20 protein-coding genes and 1 tRNA gene are annotated in these 20541 nt (G+C 60.9%); 12 read left to right on the forward strand and 9 right to left on the reverse strand.

All coding sequences use genetic code 11. From position 1 onward, the window contains the following. From sufC to sufA, 5 genes are all read left to right on the forward strand, one after another. Positions 1-638: Fe-S cluster assembly ATPase SufC (gene sufC, locus ABK249_RS11555; protein WP_348862895.1), on the forward strand; the 638-nt coding region annotated here is incomplete at its 5' end. Positions 639-659: 21 nt separating this feature from the next. Continuing rightward, on the forward strand, positions 660-1946 hold the full coding sequence (gene sufD / locus ABK249_RS11560) for a Fe-S cluster assembly protein SufD (protein WP_037146796.1): 1287 nt from the start codon (positions 660-662) through the stop codon (positions 1944-1946). A 1-nt stretch (position 1947) separates the two neighbouring features. Then, positions 1948-3189: a cysteine desulfurase gene (locus tag ABK249_RS11565; protein WP_348862897.1), complete on the forward strand. Its 1242-nt coding sequence runs from the start codon at positions 1948-1950 to the stop codon at positions 3187-3189. A 10-nt stretch (positions 3190-3199) separates the two neighbouring features. After that, positions 3200-3580, forward strand: a complete 381-nt coding sequence (locus ABK249_RS11570; protein ID WP_037146799.1) for an SUF system Fe-S cluster assembly protein — start codon at positions 3200-3202, stop codon at positions 3578-3580. Between the two features lie 78 nt (positions 3581-3658). Then, a complete protein-coding gene (sufA, locus tag ABK249_RS11575) occupies positions 3659-4048 on the forward strand; it encodes a Fe-S cluster assembly scaffold SufA (RefSeq protein WP_210055455.1) in 390 nt (129 codons plus the stop codon). Positions 4049-4053: 5 nt separating this feature from the next. Here the strand turns inward: sufA and ABK249_RS11580 are convergent, their stop codons facing one another. From ABK249_RS11580 to ABK249_RS11615, 8 genes are all read right to left on the reverse strand, one after another. Then, positions 4054-4677, reverse strand: coding sequence for a GntR family transcriptional regulator (locus ABK249_RS11580; protein WP_227705124.1), 624 nt, complete (start codon positions 4675-4677; stop codon positions 4054-4056). Positions 4678-4741: 64 nt separating this feature from the next. Further along, entirely contained in the window at positions 4742-5947 is a 1206-nt protein-coding gene (locus tag ABK249_RS11585) for an ABC transporter permease (RefSeq protein WP_348862899.1), read from the reverse strand. Then, positions 5937-6653, reverse strand: coding sequence for an ABC transporter ATP-binding protein (locus tag ABK249_RS11590; protein WP_348862901.1), 717 nt, complete (start codon positions 6651-6653; stop codon positions 5937-5939). Before ABK249_RS11590 ends, ABK249_RS11585 begins: the two co-directional genes overlap by 11 nt. Before the next feature lie 11 nt (positions 6654-6664). Continuing rightward, positions 6665-7954, reverse strand: coding sequence for an efflux RND transporter periplasmic adaptor subunit (locus ABK249_RS11595; RefSeq protein WP_348862902.1), 1290 nt, complete (start codon positions 7952-7954; stop codon positions 6665-6667). A gap of 420 nt (positions 7955-8374) precedes the next feature. Further along, on the reverse strand, positions 8375-8953 hold the full coding sequence (locus ABK249_RS11600; protein WP_348862904.1) for an NADPH-dependent FMN reductase: 579 nt from the start codon (positions 8951-8953) through the stop codon (positions 8375-8377). Positions 8954-9089: 136 nt separating this feature from the next. Beyond that, positions 9090-9215, reverse strand: a complete 126-nt coding sequence (locus tag ABK249_RS11605; RefSeq protein WP_267950861.1) for a hypothetical protein — start codon at positions 9213-9215, stop codon at positions 9090-9092. Between the two features lie 151 nt (positions 9216-9366). Beyond that, positions 9367-10893 (reverse strand): DegQ family serine endoprotease, encoded by a 1527-nt coding sequence (locus ABK249_RS11610; protein WP_348862906.1) that lies wholly within the window; start codon positions 10891-10893, stop codon positions 9367-9369. Between the two features lie 549 nt (positions 10894-11442). Next, a tRNA-Lys gene (locus ABK249_RS11615) sits at positions 11443-11518 on the reverse strand. A 201-nt stretch (positions 11519-11719) separates the two neighbouring features. Here ABK249_RS11615 and ABK249_RS11620 point away from each other — a divergent pair. Continuing rightward, positions 11720-12475: a cytochrome c biogenesis CcdA family protein gene (locus ABK249_RS11620; protein ID WP_037146816.1), complete on the forward strand. Its 756-nt coding sequence runs from the start codon at positions 11720-11722 to the stop codon at positions 12473-12475. A 45-nt stretch (positions 12476-12520) separates the two neighbouring features. Then, a complete protein-coding gene (locus ABK249_RS11625) occupies positions 12521-13483 on the forward strand; it encodes an AEC family transporter (protein ID WP_348862908.1) in 963 nt (320 codons plus the stop codon). Here the strand turns inward: ABK249_RS11625 and ABK249_RS11630 are convergent. Beyond that, the gene (locus tag ABK249_RS11630) at positions 13460-14662 is read right to left on the reverse strand and encodes a UbiH/UbiF family hydroxylase (protein ID WP_037146829.1); all 1203 of its coding nucleotides are present in this window, start codon (positions 14660-14662) and stop codon (positions 13460-13462) included. The two genes, ABK249_RS11625 and ABK249_RS11630, sit on opposite strands and share 24 nt — an antisense overlap. 188 nt (positions 14663-14850) lie before the next feature. On the opposite strand from ABK249_RS11630, the gene pcsA reads away from it, so the two are divergent. The 5 genes from pcsA to ABK249_RS11655 all read left to right on the forward strand — a co-directional run bounded on the left by pcsA (position 14851) and on the right by ABK249_RS11655 (position 20437). Next, positions 14851-15579 (forward strand): phosphatidylcholine synthase, encoded by a 729-nt coding sequence (pcsA, locus tag ABK249_RS11635; RefSeq protein ID WP_348270557.1) that lies wholly within the window; start codon positions 14851-14853, stop codon positions 15577-15579. Positions 15580-15751: 172 nt separating this feature from the next. Continuing rightward, positions 15752-17326 (forward strand): ABC transporter ATP-binding protein, encoded by a 1575-nt coding sequence (locus ABK249_RS11640; RefSeq protein WP_348862910.1) that lies wholly within the window; start codon positions 15752-15754, stop codon positions 17324-17326. Further along, entirely contained in the window at positions 17316-18404 is a 1089-nt protein-coding gene (locus ABK249_RS11645) for an ABC transporter permease (RefSeq protein WP_348862912.1), read from the forward strand. The genes ABK249_RS11640 and ABK249_RS11645 overlap by 11 nt, the downstream gene beginning before the upstream one ends. After that, entirely contained in the window at positions 18404-19318 is a 915-nt protein-coding gene (locus ABK249_RS11650) for an ABC transporter permease (protein WP_227702865.1), read from the forward strand. Before ABK249_RS11645 ends, ABK249_RS11650 begins: the two co-directional genes overlap by 1 nt. A 45-nt stretch (positions 19319-19363) precedes the next feature. Beyond that, positions 19364-20437, forward strand: coding sequence for a BMP family ABC transporter substrate-binding protein (locus tag ABK249_RS11655; RefSeq protein WP_037146844.1), 1074 nt, complete (start codon positions 19364-19366; stop codon positions 20435-20437). The last annotated feature ends 104 nt before the right edge of the window (positions 20438-20541 follow it).

Genomic DNA, 20541 nt, shown 5'->3' on the forward strand with positions numbered 1-20541 from the left:
CCGGCAAGTCGACGCTCTCCTACATCTTGTCGGGTCGCGAGGACTACGAGGTCACCGAAGGCGACATCCTCTATAACGGCGAGAGCATCCTTGAACTCGATCCCGCCGAACGTGCCGCCAAGGGCATCTTCCTCGCGTTCCAATACCCGGTCGAAATCCCGGGCGTCGCCACCATGCAGTTCCTCAAGGTCGCGATGAACGAGCAGCGCAAGGCGCGCGGCGAAGCCGAGCTGACGACGCCGGACTTCATACGTCGCGTCAAGGACGCTGCCGAGAAGCTGAAGATCGACCAGGCCATGCTGCGTCGTCCGCTGAATGTCGGTTTCTCCGGCGGCGAAAAGAAGCGCGCGGAAATCCTGCAGATGGCGCTGCTTGAGCCGAAGCTTTGCGTGCTGGACGAGACCGATTCCGGTCTGGACATCGATGCGCTGAAGATCGTCGCCGACGGTGTCAACGCGCTGAAGTCGCCGGACCGTGCGGTGATCGTCATCACCCATTACCAGCGCCTGCTCGATTATATCGTGCCCGACAGCGTGCATGTGCTTTACAAGGGGCAGATCATCCGCTCCGGCGACAAGGCGCTCGCGCTCGAACTGGAAGAGAATGGCTATGCCGACATCATTGGAGAAGCGGCCTAAGCGCGCGGGAAGGATGGTGTCATGAACATGCAGACGACAAACCAGCCTATTGGTCGGATGACGGTTGCGGAAACCGCTCTGGTTGAAGCTTTCGGCGCCCAGTTCGGCGAATTGCCGGGCAATGGCGCGGTCGCTGGCACGCGCGACCGGCTTCTGGACGATTTGAAGAAGGCCGGTCTTCCGACCCGCCGGATCGAGGCCTGGCACTATACGGACCTGAAAACCCTGTTGCGGGCGGTTCCCGAGGCGACGCCGGTCAGCGCGATCGATCCCATAGCGCCGCTGGTCGAGGGCTCGGTTGTCCTTTCAGTGCTGCAGGGGGACGCCGATGACGATGCTTCGGCCGACGGAATTGAGATTGCCCGCTTTAGGGACAAGCTCGCCGATGGTTCGGCCGTCGCCGGCCTGACGGCGCTCGACAGGGACGATGCCATCGGCCGCATCAACGGCAGCTTCGTACGTGACGGTTTTGCGATCTCGGTTCCTGCCAACGCGGAGCTGGAAGAGCCGATCGAACTGCAGGCCCTCCATGCAGGGGGGCAGATCCATACGCGTTTCCCGGTCTCCTTCGGTGCAGCCTCCAAGGCGACGATCATAGAGCGTCACCGGTCGGTGACGGATGATGCCGCGCTCGTGTCGTCGATCAGTGACATCGTGCTGGAGGATGGTGCGGAGATCACCTGGATCATCCTGCAGAGCCAGGGCGCTGCCGATACCCATCTCGGCCAGATTCGCGTCAAGCTCGGGACGAACGCGAAGCTGAAACTCTTCGTCGTCAATGCCGGCGGCAAGCTGGTGCGCCAGGAACTGCGCATCGACGTCGAAGGCGAGGGCGCCGATTTGACGCTGCGCGGCGTCAATCTGCTCGGCGGAGAAGGTCATACGGACGTGACGCTGGTTCTCGGCCATAACGTGCCGCACACCAACTCCACGGAAATCATCCGCAACGTCGTCTTAGATCGCGCCAGCGGCGCCTTCCAGGGCATGATCCGGGTTGCACCGGATGCCCAGAAGACCGACGCCAAGATGGCCTGCAACACGCTGCTGCTCTCGGACAATGGTGAGTTCTCGGCCAAGCCGGAGCTCGAAATCTTCGCCGACGACGTGGTTTGCGGTCATGGTGCGACAGTTGCGGACATCGACAGGAACCATCTGTTTTACATGATGGCGCGCGGCGTTCCGGAGAACAAGGCGCGGGCCATGCTGGTCCACGCCTTTGTGGCGGAGATCGTCGAGGAACTCGATGACGAGAAGCTGGTCGAGGCACTGGAAGGCGTCATTTCGGCCTGGCTTGAAAGGCATGCCTGATATGGACCAGACCACACCGGCGACGACCTATGACGTGGAAGCCATAAGGCGGGATTTCCCGATCCTGTCGACCATGGTGCATGGCAAGCCTCTGGTGTACCTGGACAACGGCGCGTCGGCGCAGAAGCCGCAGGCGGTGATTGATGCGATCAGCCATGCCTATTCGCACGAATATGCCAATGTCCATCGTGGCCTGCATTTCCTTTCGAATGCTGCGACGGAGGCCTATGAGGCGGCGCGTGAAAAGGTGCGCCGTTTCCTGAATGCCGGGTCGGTCGACGAGATCGTCTTCACCAAGAACTCGACGGAGGCGATCAACACGGTCGCTTATGGCTGGGGCATGCCGAGGATCGGCGAGGGCGACGAGATCGTCGTCACCATCATGGAGCACCATTCCAATATCGTGCCCTGGCATTTCATCCGTGAACGGCAAGGCGCGAAGCTCGTCTGGGTGCCGGTCGATGACGAGGGCGCTTTCCACATCGAGGACTTCGAGAAGTCGCTGACCGAGAAGACCAAGCTCGTCGCGATTACCCATATGTCGAATGCGCTCGGAACGGTCGTCCCGGTCAAGGAGGTTTGCCGCATCGCGCACGAGCGGGGCATTCCGGTGCTGATCGACGGCAGCCAGGGGGCCGTGCATATGCCGGTCGATGTCCGTGATATCGATTGCGACTGGTATGTGATGACGGGACACAAGCTATACGGCCCGTCAGGCATCGGCGTGCTCTATGGCAAGATGGATCGCCTCAAGGAGATGCGGCCCTTCCAGGGTGGCGGCGAGATGATCTTCGAGGTGACCGAGGACAACGTCCCCTATAACGACCCGCCGCACCGTTTCGAGGCCGGCACCCCGCCGATCGTCCAGGCGATCGGGCTCGGTTATGCTCTCGATTACATGGACAAGATCGGCCGCGCGGCAATTGCCCGCCACGAGGCGGATCTCGCAGCCTATGCGGCCGAGCGGCTTCGGGCGATCAACTCGCTCAGGATCATCGGCGATGCGCCGGGCAAGGGCAGCATCTTCTCCTTCGAGCTTGCCGGCATCCATGCCCATGACGTGTCGATGGTGATCGACCGCAGAGGTATCGCCGTGCGTGCCGGCACCCATTGCGCCATGCCGCTCTTGAAACGCTTCGGCGTGACCTCCACATGCCGGGCATCGTTCGGCATGTACAACACGCGTGCCGAAGTGGACGCGCTTGCGGATGCGCTGGAATACGCGCGTAATTTCTTTGCCTGAGGATTTTGTCATGGCTGTCGATGAGACGGAACTGAAATGGGATGCCCGCGAGGGGATTATCCAGTCCGCTATTCCTGCCGACGAGCTCGCCCGCCTCGGCGACGACATCATTGCCGCGCTGAAGACCGTGTATGATCCGGAAATCCCGGCTGACATCTTCGAACTCGGCCTCGTCTACAAGATCGACATCGAAGACGACCGCATGGTGAAGATCGTCATGACGCTGACCGCTCCCGGTTGCCCCGTAGCCGGCGAGATGCCTGGTTGGGTCGAGAATGCAGTCGGCGCCGTGGAGGGGGTCTCCGGAGTAGAGGTTGAAATGACCTTCGATCCGCCGTGGACGCCGGAACGGATGTCCGAAGAAGCTCAGGTTGCCGTGGGTTGGTATTGATCCGTTTACGGCAGGACATTACATTTGAATCGTGAAGCGCCGGACCTTGAATCCGGTTGTGGAAGGAGAAAAAGGCCCATGGGCTTTGCAGTGATGACAATGACCGATGCCGCAGCGGCGCGCGTCAAGCAGATCGTGGCCAATTCCGGGGCGGATGCGAAAGGTGTTCGCGTCGGGATCAAGAAGGGCGGCTGCGCCGGCATGGAATATACGATCGATCTCGTCACCGAACCCAATGCCAAGGACGATCTGATCGAGCGGGATGGCGCCAAGGTCTGGATCGAACCGTCTGCGGTCCTCTATCTCCTGGGCACCGAAATGGATTTCGAAGTCACGAAGATGCGGTCCGGCTTCACCTTCGTCAATCCCAACCAGACATCCGCCTGCGGCTGCGGCGAGTCCGTCGAGCTGAAGCCGGCGGATCTGGCCGCGCTTGCAAAGCAGCGCGAGGCCGAGGCCCACGTCTGATCCACTCATGAATTATCGAGATAGGCGAGGAGCGTTTCCATTGCCTGTCGCGCGCCGTTGATGTCACGCGCCTGTATGGCGCGAATGACGGCGATATGTCGTGCTGCCGATTGATCCATACGATGGGCAGAGGCCTTTGAGAACCATAACCGTCGCGAATGCGTCTGAAGCGGTGCCAGGGCCGAAACCAGGAAGCGATTGGGGCAGGCCTCCTCGAAGATCTCATCGAAACGCCTGTCGGCCTCCAGAAAACCCAAAATGTCGCCTGTGTCGGAAGCCGCACTCATCGCCTTGGCGCAATCCACCAAGGCGGAGCGCTGCTCCTCATTCGCATATTCCGCCACGAGGGCAGCGGCAAGAGGTTCGAGCTGCCGGCGCACCTGCATGATGCCTTGATGATCGCCGGGGACGATCTCGGCGATTTGCAGTCCGACGCGCGGCCGCACCCGGATCAGCCCCTGCCATTCGAGCTTCTGAATCGCTTCGCGAACCGGGGTGCGGCCCGGGCCGGCAAGCGCGATCAATTGCCTCTCCGTCACGGGAACTCCCGGCTTCAGTTTCAGCGTCACGATCAGGTTCTCCAGCCGCCGATAGGCCTGCCGGCTGAGGGATTCTGCCTCGGATGACATCTTGTTGGTTTCTCCCCGGGCAATCGCGGTAGACCGGCACCGTGACGAAGCTCGGTCGGAACCGCTATTCATGTCGGAGAGCTTCGATCGGGTTAAGCTGAGCCGCACGGCGGGCAGGGAAGTAACCGAAAATCATGCCGATTGCGGCCGAGAAGACAAATGCAAGCGCAATGATCGTCGGGCTCGTTACGAAGGGCACCTGGAGATAGCTGACGACGCCGAACGCGAGAGCCAATCCTGTCATAATGCCCGTGAGGCCCCCGAAAATCGACAGCATGACAGCCTCGACGAGGAACTGGGTGAGCACCTGTCCTTCCAGCGCGCCGATCGCCAGTCGGATGCCGATTTCGCGCGTGCGCTCCGTCACCGAAACGAGCATGATGTTCATGATGCCGATGCCGCCGACGAGCAGGCTGACAGCCGCCACTGCCCCGAGCAAACCCGTCAGCAGCACCGTGGTGCCGGTCATCGCCGCAGCGATCTGTGACATGTCGTTGACCGAGAAATCGTCCTCGCGGCCGATCGCGATGCGGCGCCGCTCGCGCAGCAGGCTTTCCACGTCAGACTGCACCTTCGACGTCGCGACGCCGTCCTGAGCGGAGAGAATGATGCTGCTGATCGTCGTTGTCCCGCCGATCCGCCGCTGGTGCAGCTTCAGCGGCATGATCACCGTGTCGTCCTGGTCGTCACCCATGCCCGACTGACCCTTGACGGCAAGTATCCCGATGACCGGGCAGGCGATGTTGCTGACGCGAATGTTCTGGCCGACCGGGTTGGCTGCGCCAAAAAGCTCCTTGCGCACTGTTTCGCCGATAATGCAGGCGGCATGGCTGCCACGGTCCTCGTTTGGCAGGAAGTTGCGACCGAACGCGAGGTCCCAGTCCTGCGCGATCAGGTAATCATTGGTGGTGCCGATGGCGCTGGTCGAATGGTTGGCTCCGCCGGCAATCACGGTTGCCGTGCCACGGTTTACCGGGGCAACGGCCCTCAGACCGGTCACCTGTTCCCGGATCGCCTGCACATCCTTGTCGGTAAAACGCTTGGCCTCGGTGCTGACTCGTCCCGGCCCCCATTGGCCGGGTCGGACGAACAGCGTGTTGGTGCCGAGACGCGAAAGCTCGTCCTGAACGCGTGCCGTCGTGCCGTTGCCAACCGTCACCATCGCAATCACGGCAGCGACGCCGATAACGACTCCGAGCACGGTGAGGAATGAGCGCAGCATGTTGCGGCTGATCGCGCGCCAGGCGAGTTTTGCGGTTTCAAAGAACATGATCCGGCTCCTTCACCCGCACTTGATCCGAGGCAAGCCGGCCGTCGACGAAACGCAGGAGGCGTTTGCCATAGGCAGCAATGTCTTCCTCATGGGTGACCATGATGACGGTGATGCCGTTCTCGCGATTGAGCCGGGTGATCAGTTCCATGATCTCGGAGCTGGTCCTGGTGTCCAGATTGCCGGTCGGCTCGTCGGCAAGCAGGACGGCCGGATTGGTGACGATGGCGCGGGCGATCGCAACACGCTGCTGTTGACCGCCTGAGAGCTCCTGTGTCGTATGGCTTTCGCGGCCCTTCAGGCCGACCTGTTCCAGCGCGGCGAGCGCGAGCCGGCGGCGTTCACGGTGGTCTATGCCACGGTAGACGAGGGGCAGCTCTACATTCTCGACGGCGGACGTGCGGGCAAGCAGGTTGAAGCCCTGGAAGACGAAGCCCAGCATATGCCGTCGAAGCAGCGTGAGCTGCGAACGGTTGAAGCTGCTCGTCGGGATGCCCTGGAAGAAGTATTCGCCGGAGGAGGGTACGTCGAGCCCGCCTATGATGTTCATGGCCGTGGATTTGCCCGAGCCCGACGGCCCCATGATGGCCACGAATTCGCCCTGCGAGATCGAGAGATCGATATGGTCCAGCGCTCGGATCATAGCTTCGCCGCGGCCATAGAATTTGGAGACCTGTTTGAATGTAATGAGGAGAGGAAGCGTCATGGCCTTGCCCCTCAGTTGGCCCGAGCCACGGCATCCGTGATCAGCAGGTCGCCTTCCGTGATGTCGCCGGATTTCAGCACCGTGAACTGCCCGTCCGTCGGGCCGGTTTCCAGCTGGACACGCGTGGGGACGCCGGCACGCAGGACCCATACGGCACGGTTGGCCGCCGAAGCCTCATCGCTGCTGCGGTTTGTGCGCAGGCGCGGTGGTGAAAAGAGCCGGGTCAGGAAACTGCCGCGATTGCCGCTGGTGGTCGCGGGTGGCGAATAGCGCAGAGCCGCATTCGGCACGAGGAGTGCATCGGAGACGGATTCCACCGTAATGTCTGCGGTTGCCGTCATGCCGGGGCGCAACAGGAGGTCGGCATTGTCGACCGTCAGGATCGCCTTGTAGGTGACGACATTGGAGACGGTTTCGGATGCAAAGCGGACAGTCTCGATGGCGGCGGGAAAGCTGCGGTCCGGATAGGCGTCGACGGAGAATTTCGCGAGTTGGCTTTCCCTCACCTGGCCGACATCCGCCTCATCGACGGAGACTTGAAGTTCCATATGCCTCAGGTCGCCGGCGATGGTGAAGAGCACCGGCGCATTGAGCGAAGAGGCAACCGTCTGGCCGGGATCCACATCGCGGGTGAGCACCACGCCGTCGATCGGCGAGACGATCTTGAGTTTCGAGAGATTGACCTCTGCAAGCTGCAGGCTGGCTTCGGCGGACAGGACTGCGGCTTCGTTGACCGCCTTGGTCGCGACGGCAGCTTCATAAGTATATTGGGCGGCGTCCAGCTCCTGCTGGCTGGAAATGCGGTTGCTGACAAGGCCGGTCAGCCGGTCAAGCGTATTCTTGGCGGATGCGGCTTCCGCTTCTGCCTTGAGCACGCTCGCCTTTGCGGAGGCAAGCTGGGCGCGAGCGCTCTGGACATCGGCCTCCTGCTTGTTGGTGTCGAGTTCGGCGAGCACATCGCCCGTCTTCACCGGGCTGTTGTAGCTGACATTGACTTTGCGCACCGTGCCGGAGAGTTCGCTCGATATATCCACCTGGTCGGTCGGCTGGACGGAGCCGGTTGCAGTGACGATGACCGAAAGATCGCCGCGCTTCACGGGCTGTGTCGTATAGTCGTATCGCGTCCCGTTGCTGCCGAAATAGGTATAGGCGCCGGCGGCAGCGATCAGAAGGACGATGGAAACGATTGGCCAGAAGAGCCAGCGGCGCTTCTTGCCGCCGCCCGACGCTGCCAGGATCGCGGCGAGATCGGGCGCATCGCTCGTCTTTACCGCTGGGTCGGGTGTCTTCTGCACGTTCAAGGTCAAGTCCCTCTTTGGATGATATATGGGACGGCCGTACGTGTCCGTCCCGCCGCCACACGGCGCGAATCCGCCGGAAGCGTGGTCGTCGCGGATTTCTCTATGCTTCCAATGACATGAAACGCGTGTAGGAGGAACTTAAATATCGGTAAGGTAGTTCTGCCTTGATCCGCATCAGACGGCGGCTCTTTTTCTGGGAACGTCGAAGCCGGCATCAATGCGGCTTCCGCGACGGCGACGCTGCCGTCTCGTTCGAAGAAGAACAGGGCGACAAATCGGTTCGTGAATGGAAAAGCCGGCATCTCGCGCGGGATGCCGGCTTTTTGTCGTTTTCAAATCTGTGATTATTGCACCGAGCCCGGGACGCCGAAACGTTCCGGCCATGGTCGGAACCTTTGGGTCAACCTCTCGTGAAGAAGGTCAGGCCGTCTCGCGGGCTGTTTTCAGTGCCGCCGCCCACCAGGCGAGGTCGTCCAGCATGGTCTTCACGCCTGGCTCGAGATGGGTGAGTTCCTTGATATCCTTGCCTTGCTGCCAGACTGCGAAGAAATCGGCACCCTGGATGTGCACGCCCGGACGAGTCGGAACCATCTGTAGCTCGACGGCTATGTTGCGCAAATGCTCGACCGCACGGGCGCCTCCGACGCTGCCGTAGCCCACGGCCGCCGCCGGCTTGCGGTTCCATTCCTTGTAGGAGTAGTCGAGGGCATTCTTGAGTACGGCCGTGATCGAACGGTTGTATTCAGCTACGATAAAGATGTAGCCATCGAATTCGGCGACCTTTTTCTGCCAACGCTGACCTACTTCGTTTTCGGTTGGAACCCAGGCATTGGACGCCTTTTCATTGAAGAACGGCAGCGGGAAATCGCGCAAGTCGACGAGTTCGAATTCCATGTCCTCGCGCTGCGACGCAGTCTCGTAAATCCACTTGGCTGGCTTTTCTCCAAAACGGACGTCGCGCGTGCTCGTGATGATGATGGCAATCTTCGGCTTGGCCATAAAATTTTCTCGCTTTCGGGAAAGGGATTTGGATGGGACCGAAGCAATATGGTCGCAAGAAGAAAATGGTCAAGCCGGCCGGAGGGCTTCGACGGGGCGGCTGCGGGGTTCACGCGATCGTGCTCGCCAAAACGGCTCAGTTCGTGGACGAGAGTTCTGTGGAGGGCGCCAGGATATTGGCGTTGCCGAGGGATTGGTCTGCATATTTGAATGCCAGGATGCTAAGCACCGAGGCGATGAGAACGACGAAAATGATCCGCATCAGGAACTCCTTCGCCCGCATAAACGGTGCCAGATATGTAGAGGTTCCGGGTTGTGTTTCAATAGAACGTGATGACCATTCATGGTCGGGGTGGGCACAGCCCGATCCCGAAGACCGGGCTGTGCCATATGATGATGCGGGATCTGGCGGTTTAGCTGACCGAGAAGGGGACCGCTACGAAGGTCTGGCTGTCGCCGCGCTGGATGAGAAGCAGGACCGATTTGCGACCGGCCTTGCCCGCATCAGCAACTGCTGCCTTGGCTTCCTTGGCTGATTTCACCGGCCGCTGGTTGACCGAGACTATGATGTCCCCGGGCTGCAGGCCGGCATCGGTTGCCGGCTTGTCGGGGGCGACGCTTTCGATCACCGCCCCGCTTTCCCGGCGCGGCAGGTTGAGCGCCTGGCGAACATCCGGGGTAATGTCGCCAAGGCCGACGCCGATCGTCGGAACGCGTTGTGCGGCCGGGCTCGACTTGTCGCCGTTATCGGCGGAGGCCTGCTGCTGGTCGTCCTGATTGCCGCCGATCGTGATGCGCAGGTCCCTGGTCTCGCCTTCGCGCCACACGGTGAGGCTTTCCCTGGCTCCTGGCGCGAGATCGGCGACCATGCGCGACAGGTCGCGGGGTGATTTGATCTCCTGCCCGCCGAGGGCGGTGATGACGTCGCCGGTCTCGATGCCGGCCCGGGACGCCGGCGTGTCATCGCTCACATTGGCGACCAGCGCGCCTTCAGGCCTGCCAAGGCCGATGGCGCTCGCAACGTCCGCCGTTACCGGCTGGATCTGCACGCCGATGAAGCCATGCTCGATCGAGCCGTCCTTCATCAGCTTGGCGACAACCTTTTGCGCCTGATCGGAGGGAATCGCGAAGCCGACGCCGACGCTACCGCCATTCGGCGAGTAGATAGCGGTGTTGATACCGATCACCTTGCCCTGGAGATCGACAAGCGGGCCACCGGAGTTTCCGTGATTGATCGGTGCGTCGATCTGGATGAAGTCATCGTAGGGACCGCTGTGCAGGTCACGGCCGCGGGCAGAGACGATGCCGGCGGTGACCGTCGTACCGATGCCGAAGGGATTGCCGATCGCAAGGATCTGATCGCCGGCATTGAGCCTGTCGGAATCACCCCAGGCAACGGTGGCAAGCGGCTTCGGCGCATTGATCTTGATGACGGCGAGATCGGATTTCGGGTCGGCGCCGACGAGCTTGGCGGGTAGTTCCGTGCCGTCGTCCAAGGTTACCCTGATGCTCGTCGCGCTGTCGATCACGTGATTGTTGGTGACGATATAGCCGTCTGCGGTGATGATAAAACCGGAACCAAGGGCCTCCGCATGCGGGGGCGGGCGTTGCGGCATCTGGCGCGGGATCGGAATGCCCTGCTGGCCGAAGAACTGCCTGAACTGCTCATCGAAGGGGGAATCATCGCTGAACGGCGAATTGTCGCCAGAATCGGCGTTCTGGGCTTTCATCACGGTGGTGATGGTGACGACGGCCGGCTTGTCGGCTGCGACGATCGGTGCGAAGGAACCGCCCGGGGCGACTGTGCCGGTAATCGGCGCAGTGTCGGTGGCGGCCTCGGCGGAGTTGAGGCCGAAGATGACGGGCACGGCAAGCGGAGCAACGGCAATGGCTGCGCCAAGAAGGGCGGCGAGGCGGTGTTTGCGAAGGATATCGGACATGCTGGTTTTCCTTTCTGATTGATGGCTCCGGCCCGCATTGATGACGGGTTCGGGGCGAGGGGGATCGGAGCCGCGGACTAAGCCCGCGGCCGATCGGCTTTCGGTGAGGTCAGAAGAGAAGGAGAGCCAGGTAGACCACGGAATGGTCGTGCTCTTCAGAAGTTCAGCTCGGTGGATGGCGCAGCCGGATTGGTGGGCGACGATCTATCGACATGAACGAGCGCATGGCGCCTCCGTTCCTGATCAAAGAAGTTCAATCGGCTGTCTCATACCGTCGCGTCGCGGCATGTGCAGCCGCCGGCGGTATTCAGTCTTGCATCGAAAACTACGCCTCGAAGCCGCGATAGTCAGCTTAACAATTGATAAGGTTATAGACCGGCGACCTGCCGGATTTTTGGCCGAAACCTGAGTTTCGGGAGCGCGGAAAAATTAGAATAATTGATGTTTATCAATTGTTTGCCCGCATCTTATTCGCCGACGCGCGTTCGATGAAACCTGAATTCTTTGTAAGAATGATGTTTCTGCTGAGAAGATGAAGAATTTTTAAGGTGGTGAGAACGCAGGGATTCGAACCCTGGACCTACTGATTAAAAGTCAGTTGCTCTACCGGCTGAGCTACGCTCTCCCGTGGTGCGCTGCAGCGCGTCCTTGAAAGTGCGCGGAACATATGCAGGTGACCCGTTGCGGTCAACCCGCAAAAACAGCAAAAATGCGGCTTCTTGCCGCTTTTCCATGATGATGCGAAAAGGTGATTGGCATTCGCCGCCTTGAATCGGTACGTGAAGCGCAATGCCGGGTCTGAAAAGACTGCCATCCGGAGCCACACGTGTCGATTGCCGAAGTATCATTGCTGAGTGCGCTTCTTGCCGGCGCGCTGTCGTTCCTTTCCCCCTGCGTGCTGCCGCTCGTGCCGCCCTATCTTTGTTATATGGCGGGCATTTCCGTTGAACAGTTCCGCGGCGGCGGTGCCGCGGTTGCCGAGTTCAGGAGCGGAACGCGCAGGGCGGTGCTGATGTCTGCGCTGTTCTTCACCCTGGGATTCGCAACCGTTTTCGTCGCTCTTGGGGCAGGGGCTTCGACGATCGGCGTACTGCTGCGTCAGCATCTGGACCTTCTCTCCAAGATCGGCGGCCTGATCATCATCGCCATGGGCCTCAACTTCCTCGGTGTCTTCCGAATCGGTTTTCTGGCCCGCGAGGCGCGCTTCCAGGGCGGCGGGCAGCCGGCAACCCTCTCGGGCGCCTATGTCATGGGGCTCGCCTTTGCCTTCGGATGGACGCCGTGTATAGGTCCGGTGCTCGGCGCCATTCTTGGTGTTGCCGCCTCGCGCGACACCGTAGGCGAGGGGGCTATGCTGCTTGCCATCTATTCGCTCGGCCTCGCCGTGCCCTTCTGGATCGCCGCCGGCTTTTCGGGAGCGTTCATGCGGTTCCTGACGCGCTTCCGCCGCCATCTCGGCACGGTCGAGAAAGTTATGGGCGTATTCCTGATCCTGACCGGTCTCGCTTTCATCTTCGGCTTCGTCAGTTCTGCCGCGATCTGGTTCCAGCAGACCTTTCCAATCCTCATGCAAATCGGCTAACGGGAATCTCCTTCCAACGCGACCCGGGACCTTGGGCTAGCAAAGATGGCCGACATTATTGCAATGCTGTTGCCCTTCTTCGGGCTGATCTTCATCGGTTACCTTGCTGCCAAGGTTACCAAACAGCCCGCCGAAGCGCTTGGCTGGATGAACACTTTCATCATCTACGCAGCACTTCCGGCGCTGTTCTTCAAACTCGTCTCCCGCACGCCGGTCGAACAGTTGACCCGGGTCGACTTCATTCTCGGCGAGATCGGCGCGACCTATCTGATCTTCTTCCTTCTTTTTCTCATCGGCTTCTTCATCAGGCGCAATTCCTTCGCCGATTGCACAATCCAGTCGTTTGCGGGTGCCTATGGCAATATCGGTTACATGGGACCGGGGCTGACGTTGCTGGCCTTCGGTGAAGCGGCCGCCGTGCCGGTGGCGTTGATCGTTTGCTTCGAGAATGCCGCGCATTTCATCGTTGCGCCTGCCATGATGGCGGCCGCCGGGGACGACAGGCGCCCGGCGATCCGGGTTGCGGCCGACATTGCCCGAAGGGTGGCATTGCACCCGTTCATCATCTCGACCGTGCTGGGCTTCTGTTTTGCCGCCCTGGCGATCAGGCCGCCGGAGGCATTCCAGCGCCTGGTCGATTATCTGGCGCAGGCGGCAGCCCCTTGCGCTCTCTTCGCCATGGGGGTGACGCTGGCGCTGAGGCCCATCCGCCGCGTGCCCGTGGAGATCGGCTATATCGCCGTTTTCAAGCTGGCCATGCTGCCGATGACGACCTATGTGGTGCTGTCGCTGATCGGCAACTTCGATCCCGTCTGGATCTACTCGGCGACCCTGCTTTCGGCGCTGCCGACGGCGACGAACGTTTTCGTCATCAGCCAGCAATATCACGTCTGGCAGGAAAGGGCGTCCGCGAGCATCCTGATCATCACCGTACTCTCGGTGCTGACCTTGCCGGTGTTTCTCTACCTCATCAACGCTGGAATTCTACCGCCGGACCTCATTCCTTAAGGCGTCAAGGACGGCACGGAACCCGCGGCCAGGCTCGATTCCCTCGCGCATCAGCAGATTGCGGAGCGGCGGGGCGCTGCCGAGGAAATGCAGGCCGGCTGCACGCAGCATCTGCACGGGCAGGAAATCCGACAGCAGAGAGCGGTTGAGAACGTCGACGCCGAAGGTGCGGCTCATGACGTCCGGCCGCCGGCGCCGGTTGAAACGATCGCCTGCATCCGCCGGGATCGGCCGGTCGCCGATGGGGGCGAGAAGCTCGGAAAGGGCGATCACGTCGCGCAGCGACAGGTTGAGGCCCTGCGCGCCGATCGGCGGGAAGGCATGCGCGGCTTCGCCGATCAGGGCTAGGCGCCCCTTGCCGAAACGGTCCGCCATCAGGCTTGAAAGCGGCCATATCTGCGGGGTGTCTTCCACCGTCACCTTGCCGAGCATGGACTGCATGCGATTTTCAATAGCCTGCGACAGGTCTTCGACGGGCAGAGCGACGAGGCGCTGAGCTTCCTTCGGCGTCACGACCCAGACAAGACTGGAGCGAAGGCCCGGAAGCGGAACCTGGGTAAAAGGTCCAGTCTCCGTATGGAATTCGGTCGAGACATTGCCGTGCGGCAGCGTATGGGCGAAATTCAGCACCAGTGCCGATTGGCTGTAGGACCAACGGCGTACGCCGATTCCGGCCGCGTCGCGGGTCTTTGACTTCCGCCCATCGGCCCCCACGATAAAATCGACCGTGATGGTGGAGGCATCCGAAAGCGTGATCGCTGCCCGTTCGGCGGAATAATCCACGGTTTGAACGCTCTGCGTAATCTTGGTGATGTTCGGTTCCGCGGTGACGGCTGCATCCAGCGTCCCCGACAGCGCCTTGTTCGGGATATTGTAGCCGAAGGCATACAAGCCGACATCCTGTGCCCGGAACTGTGTCGTCGGCGCCCGCAGCAGCCGCTTCGTGCCATCGATGATCTGCATGATGGACAGGGCCGCCGCCGAGGGGGCAATATCATCCCACACGCCGAGCCGTTCCAGGAAGCGGATCGACTGGTCCATCAGGGCCGTCGTGCGCTCGTCTGCTTTTTCGGATACGGGAGCAATGAGGGCTACCTTGCGCCCGGCGCGCGCGAGAGCCAGGGCCGCAAGCGATCCGGCAAGCCCCCCGCCCACCACGGCGATCTCGAAATGCTGCATTTCCGTTGTCCTGATCTGCGAATATCCTTGACGAAACTATTTAGAACTTCAAAGCGTGCATATCCATGGGGCATCGCGGCGCAGCATAGAAAAAGCAAGGGTTTATCCGCGCCGCGTAGGGCTGGCAGGTTGCAAAGCGTGCTGATTGGCCGCATACCAGCCCAACGAGAGAGAGGTGGACTGGCGGCGTGATCAGACGAATCTTCAACTACCGGAAAGTTCCTTATGCGGAAATGCGCGCCTTTTCGGTTCATCTTCTAACTGCTTCGGGTTCGTTCCTGGCCTTCCTGGGTGTTGTCGCGGCAGCCGAACACCGCTTTGTGGACATGTTCTGGTGGCTCGGCCTTGCGCTGCTTGTCGACGGTATCGACGGACCGATTGCCCGCAAGGTGCGGGTCAAGGAAGTCTTGCCCAACTGGTCGGGCGACACGCTCGACAATATCATCGACTACGTGACCTATGTCCTGCTGCCGGCTTTCGCACTCTACCAGAGCGGCATGATCGGCGAGCCCTGGTCCTTCTTCGCTGCCGGCGCGATCGTCGTGTCGAGCGCCGTCTATTACGCCGACACGGGCATGAAGACGGAGGAGTATTTCTTCTCCGGTTTCCCGGTCGTCTGGAACATGGTGATCTTCACGCTTTTTGCTATCGATGCCAGTGCGTTGACGGCGCTGATCGTCGTCTCAATCTCCGTGATCCTCACGTTCCTGCCGATCAATTTCCTGCATCCGGTGCGGGTGAAACGCTTGAGACCATTCAACCTCGCCGTCTGCCTTGTCTGGTGCGCACTGGGTGGCTATGCACTCCTCCTGCATTTCGCCACGCCGGACTGGGTGGCCTGGGGCGTCGTCGTGAGTGGCATCTACCTTTATTGCATCGGCGCCGCGCTGCAGCTTTTCCCCAATCTGGGGAAATAGTTGGACGTTGCTTCTTGTGCTTTTTCTTTGATGTTGTGCGAAGCAACAAAAACGGTATCAATATGACAAAAGAACGCTCAGCATCAGGCTTGAGAAGCGTTCAAAGAACAATGCGCCGCCGTGCCGGCCGAGCCTCGCAAGAAGGTTGGACACAGGCGAAACAGGGGGTTCAGTGACGTTATCCGAAGGTCCGGCGACCGTTCCGCTCTTGTCGGTTCGAGGTTTGACCAAACTTTTCGGCAGCTTCGCCGCCTGCAGTGCGATCGATCTGGATATCGCGCCGGGCGAGATTCATGCGCTTCTCGGCGAAAACGGTGCCGGCAAATCCACCCTGGTCAAGATGCTTTTCGGCGTGCTGCAACCGAGCGCGGGTCGGATCCTTTGGGACGGCTCACCAATGACAATCGCTTCGCCTGGCGAAGCCCGCCATCTCGGCATCGGCATGGTCTTCCAGCATTTCTCGCTTTTCGAGGCGCTGACGGTGGCCGAAAACATCGCGCTGTCGCTCGACCCGAGAATTTCGCTGTCGAGGATTTCCGACGAAGCGGCGTCGCTTTCGAAAGCCTATGGTCTGCCGCTCGATCCCAAGGCGCATGTGGCGGACCTTTCCGTCGGCGAGCGCCAGCGCATCGAGATCGTTCGCGCCCTGCTGCAAAATCCCAAGCTGATCATCCTCGACGAGCCGACCTCGGTTCTGACGCCGCAGGAGGCTGATCGTCTGTTCGAGACGCTTTTCAAGCTGAAGGCCGAAGGTCGATCGGTTCTCTACATCAGCCATCGGCTGGAGGAGGTGCGGCGCATCTGCGACCGTGCCACCGTGCTTCGTCACGGCAAGGTTACCGGCGCCTGCGACCCGAAGCAGGAGACGCCGGCCTCGCTCGCCCGCATGATGGTCGGCTCCGAAGTGGCCGAAGTGCATCGGGATGGCGAAGCGCCGCTTGGGGATACCTGCATCGAGGTCAGCGATCTTTCGGTGCCGGCGCGCACGCCCTTTGCCGTCTCGCTGAAGAATATCTCGATGAAGGTGCGGGCCGGAGAGGTGCTGGCGATCGCAGGCGTCGCCGGCAACGGCCAGGGTGAACTCTTCGATGCGCTCTCGGGCGAATATCCCGTCGCCGAAGACGAGGCGATCCGTATCCGCGGCAAGGCGGTCGGCCACACCGGCATCAACGGACGCCGACTGCTCGGCGCCGGCTTCGTGCCGGAGGAGCGCCATGGCCATGCGGCTGTCCCGGGTATGCCGCTTTCCGACAATCTTTTGCTCGCCCGCAGTCAGTCGGATAGGAAGGCATTTTTATCTGCCGGCTTCGCCGCAATCATCCGCCACGATGCGATCCGTTCGGCAACGCGGCGCATCTGCGAGGCGATGGATGTGAGAAAAAGCGGTGAGGATCCGCTCGCGGGCTCGCTTTCCGGCGGCAATCTGCAGAAATTCATCGTCGGGCGCGAGCTCGACCGTCAGCCGGCTGTGCTGGTCGTCAATCAGCCGACCTGGGGTGTCGATGCGGGTGCGGCAAGCCGCATTCGCCAGGCGCTGATCGATTTGGCGAAGGCAGGCTCGGCCGTTGTTGTTATCAGCCAGGATCTGGACGAGATTTTCGAAGTCGCGACCAATATCGCCGTAATCTCGGAAGGCAGGTTGTCCAAGGCGTATCCGGCCGGAACGCTCAGCCTCGAGCGCATCGGTCTCATGATGGGCGGCATCCACGAGAGCCATTCAGTTCCGGAGGCGGCGCATGCGCATTGAGCTTGAAAAGCGCGCCCGCGTCTCGACGCTGTTTTCGATCCTGTCGCCACTGCTTGCGCTGACGCTCACATTGATCTTCGGCGCGGTCATGTTCTGGCTGCTCGGAAAAAACCCGCTTAACGCGCTCTACGTTTACTTCGTCGAGCCGCTGCTGGAAGTCTGGTCGCTGCACGAACTGGCGATCAAGGCAGCCCCTCTGATTCTGATCGGTGTCGGGCTTGCGGTCTGCTATCGGTCCAACAATTGGAACATTGGCGCAGAAGGCCAATTTACCATCGGCGCGATTACCGGTTCGATCCTGCCGGTGCTGTATCCCGACTGGCATTCACCGATGATCCTGCCGCTCATGCTGATCATGGGAATGGTGGGCGGCGCCCTGTATGCCGGGATTCCGGCCCTTCTGAAAACCCGCTTCAACACCAACGAGATCCTGACGAGCCTCATGCTGGTCTATATCGCCCAGCTCTATCTCGACTGGTTGGTGCGTGGTCCGTGGCGCGACCCGCAGGGATACAACTTCCCGCAGACCAAGAGTTTTCCGGTCGAGGCGGTCCTGCCGGAAATACTCTCCTCCGGCCGCGCCCATTGGGCCTTCGTCTTCGCGATTATCGCAGCCGTCGCGCTCTGGTTCATGATGCGCTTCATGCTGAAAGGGTTCGAAGTTTCCGTGCTCGGTCAATCAGAAAGGGCAGGGCGCTTTGCCGGCTTTTCTGCTCGCCGCATGGTGTGGTTTTCGATGCTGCTCTCCGGCGCTCTGGCGGGGCTTGCCGGTATATCGGAAGTGTCAGGCTCGATCGGCCATGTGCAGCCCACCATCTCGCCTGGCTATGGCTTCACCGCCATCATCGTCGCCTTCCTTGGACGCCTCAATCCGCTCGGCATTATCGCCTCGGGCCTTGTGCTGGCGCTGACTTATCTTGGCGGCGAAGCGGCGCAGCTTTCGATCGGCATTTCGGACAAGGTCAGCCGCGTTTTCCAAGGGCTGCTGCTTTTCTTCGTACTTTCCTGTGACACGCTCATTCACTACAGAATTCGACTGATCGTTGCAGGCACCAAACCGGCGGAGGTGAAGGCCTGATGTTCGAGGCTATCCTCCTTACCGTCATCACCGCATCGACACCGCTCGTCATTGCGTCGCTTGGTGAGCTTGTGACGGAACGCGCCGGCGTGCTGAACCTCGGTGTCGAAGGGATGATGATCATGGGCGCAGTCTGCGCCTTCGCCGCCGCGCAACTGACCGGCTCGCCTCATCTCGGCATTCTTGCCGGCATTCTGGGCGGGGCGATTTTCTCGCTGCTCTTCGGCTTTCTGACGCTGACGCTCGTTGCCAACCAGGTGGCGACCGGCCTTGCACTCACCATCCTGGGGCTTGGTCTTTCCGGCCAGATCGGCGAGGCCTTCGTCGGTCAGCCCGGCATCAAGCTGCCGCCGATCGTCATCCCGCTGCTTTCCGATATTCCGTTCGTCGGCCGGGTTCTCTTCAGCCAGGACCTGATCTTCTATCTGTCCATCGCGCTGGTGATCGGCATCAACTGGTTCCTGTTCAGGAGCCGCACCGGCTTGCAGGTCCGGGCAATCGGCGACAGCCATGCCTCCGCTCATGCGCTGGGCATCAATGTCATCCGCACACGCTATCTGGCGGTCATGTTCGGCGGTGCCTGCGCCGGGCTTGCCGGAGCGCAGCTCTCGCTCGTCTATACGCCGCAATGGGTGGAGAACATGTCTGCCGGCCGGGGCTGGATCGCATTGGCGCTCGTCGTCTTCGCCTCATGGAGGCCATGGCGTGTGCTTGCCGGCGGTTATCTTTTCGGTGCAGTCGGGGTTGGCCAATTGCACGCGCAGGCCTTCGGTGTCGGCCTGCCTTCACAACTGCTGTCCGCCCTTCCATATGCGGCCACTATTGTCGTGCTGATCATCATCTCGCATAATCGCCGCACGACGCTCATCAATACGCCGGCATCGCTCGGGAAACCCTTTGTCCCCGACCGGTGACCGCGGTGCAAAAACAAACGTCTTCAAGCCAATAGAGGTTCGGAAATGAAGAAACTGATTATTGCCCTTGCCGCATCGGCCGCCTTGCTCGGCGGGTTTTCGACCGGCGCCCAGGCCCAGGAAAAGAAGAAGGTCTGTTTCATCTACGTCGGGTCGAAGACGGACGGCGGGTGGACACAGGCGCATGACCTCGGCCGCCAGGAGCTCCAGAAGGCTCTCGATGACAAGATCGAGACGCCCTTCCTGGAAAACGTTCCGGAGGGCCCGGATGCCGAGCGCGCCATCGAGCGTATGGCCCGGTCCGGCTGCGCCATGGTCTTTACCACGTCTTTCGGCTTCATGGACGCCACCGTCAAGGTGGCTCAAAAGTTTCCGGACGTGAAGTTCGAACATGCGACCGGCTTCAAGTCGGCTCCGAATCTCGCAACCTACAACTCACGCTTCTATGAAGGTCGCTATATCCAGGGGCAGATCGCTGCGAAGATGTCGAAGAAGGGGCTGGCAGGCTATATCGCTTCCTTCCCGATCCCGGAAGTGGTGATGGGCATCAACGCCTTTGAGCTCGGCGCCAAGTCGATCAACCCGAACTTCAAGCTGAAGGTGGTCTGGGCCAATACCTGGTTCGATCCCGGCAAGGAAGCCGACGCTGCGAAGGCTCTCATCGACCAGGGCGTCGATATTCTGACCCAGCACACCGACACGACGGCTCCGATGCAGGTCGCGGCCGAGCGAGGCATCCTGGCGTTCGGGCAGGCTTCCGACATGATCGCCGCCGGCCCGAAAACCCAGCTCACCGCGATCGTAGACACCTGGGGTGCCTATTACATCAAGCGCACCAAGGCACTCCTCGACGGCACCTGGAAATCCGAACAGATCTGGGACGGCTTGAAGGACGGCATCCTGACCATGGCGCCCTATACCAACATGCCGGACGACGTGAAGGCGATGGCCGAGGAGACCGAAGCCAAGATCAAGTCGGGTGAACTCCATCCCTTCACCGGCCCGATCAACAAGCAGGACGGCACTGCCTGGCTTGCTGCGGGCGAAAAGGCTCAGGATGGCGTTTTGCTCGGCATGAATTTCTATGTTGAAGGCGTCGACGACAAGCTGCCTCAATAGTGTCTGATCCACTTCCCTTTTGGGAAGCATGGAGGGCGTCCTCGGGCGCCCTTTTTGTTTCTGCTGCACACAAGCCGTTTATCGCGCTTCAACTGTCTTGCTGC

This window comes from Neorhizobium phenanthreniclasticum (assembly GCF_040066075.1).
GTDB classification, from domain to species: domain Bacteria; phylum Pseudomonadota; class Alphaproteobacteria; order Rhizobiales; family Rhizobiaceae; genus Neorhizobium; species Neorhizobium petrolearium.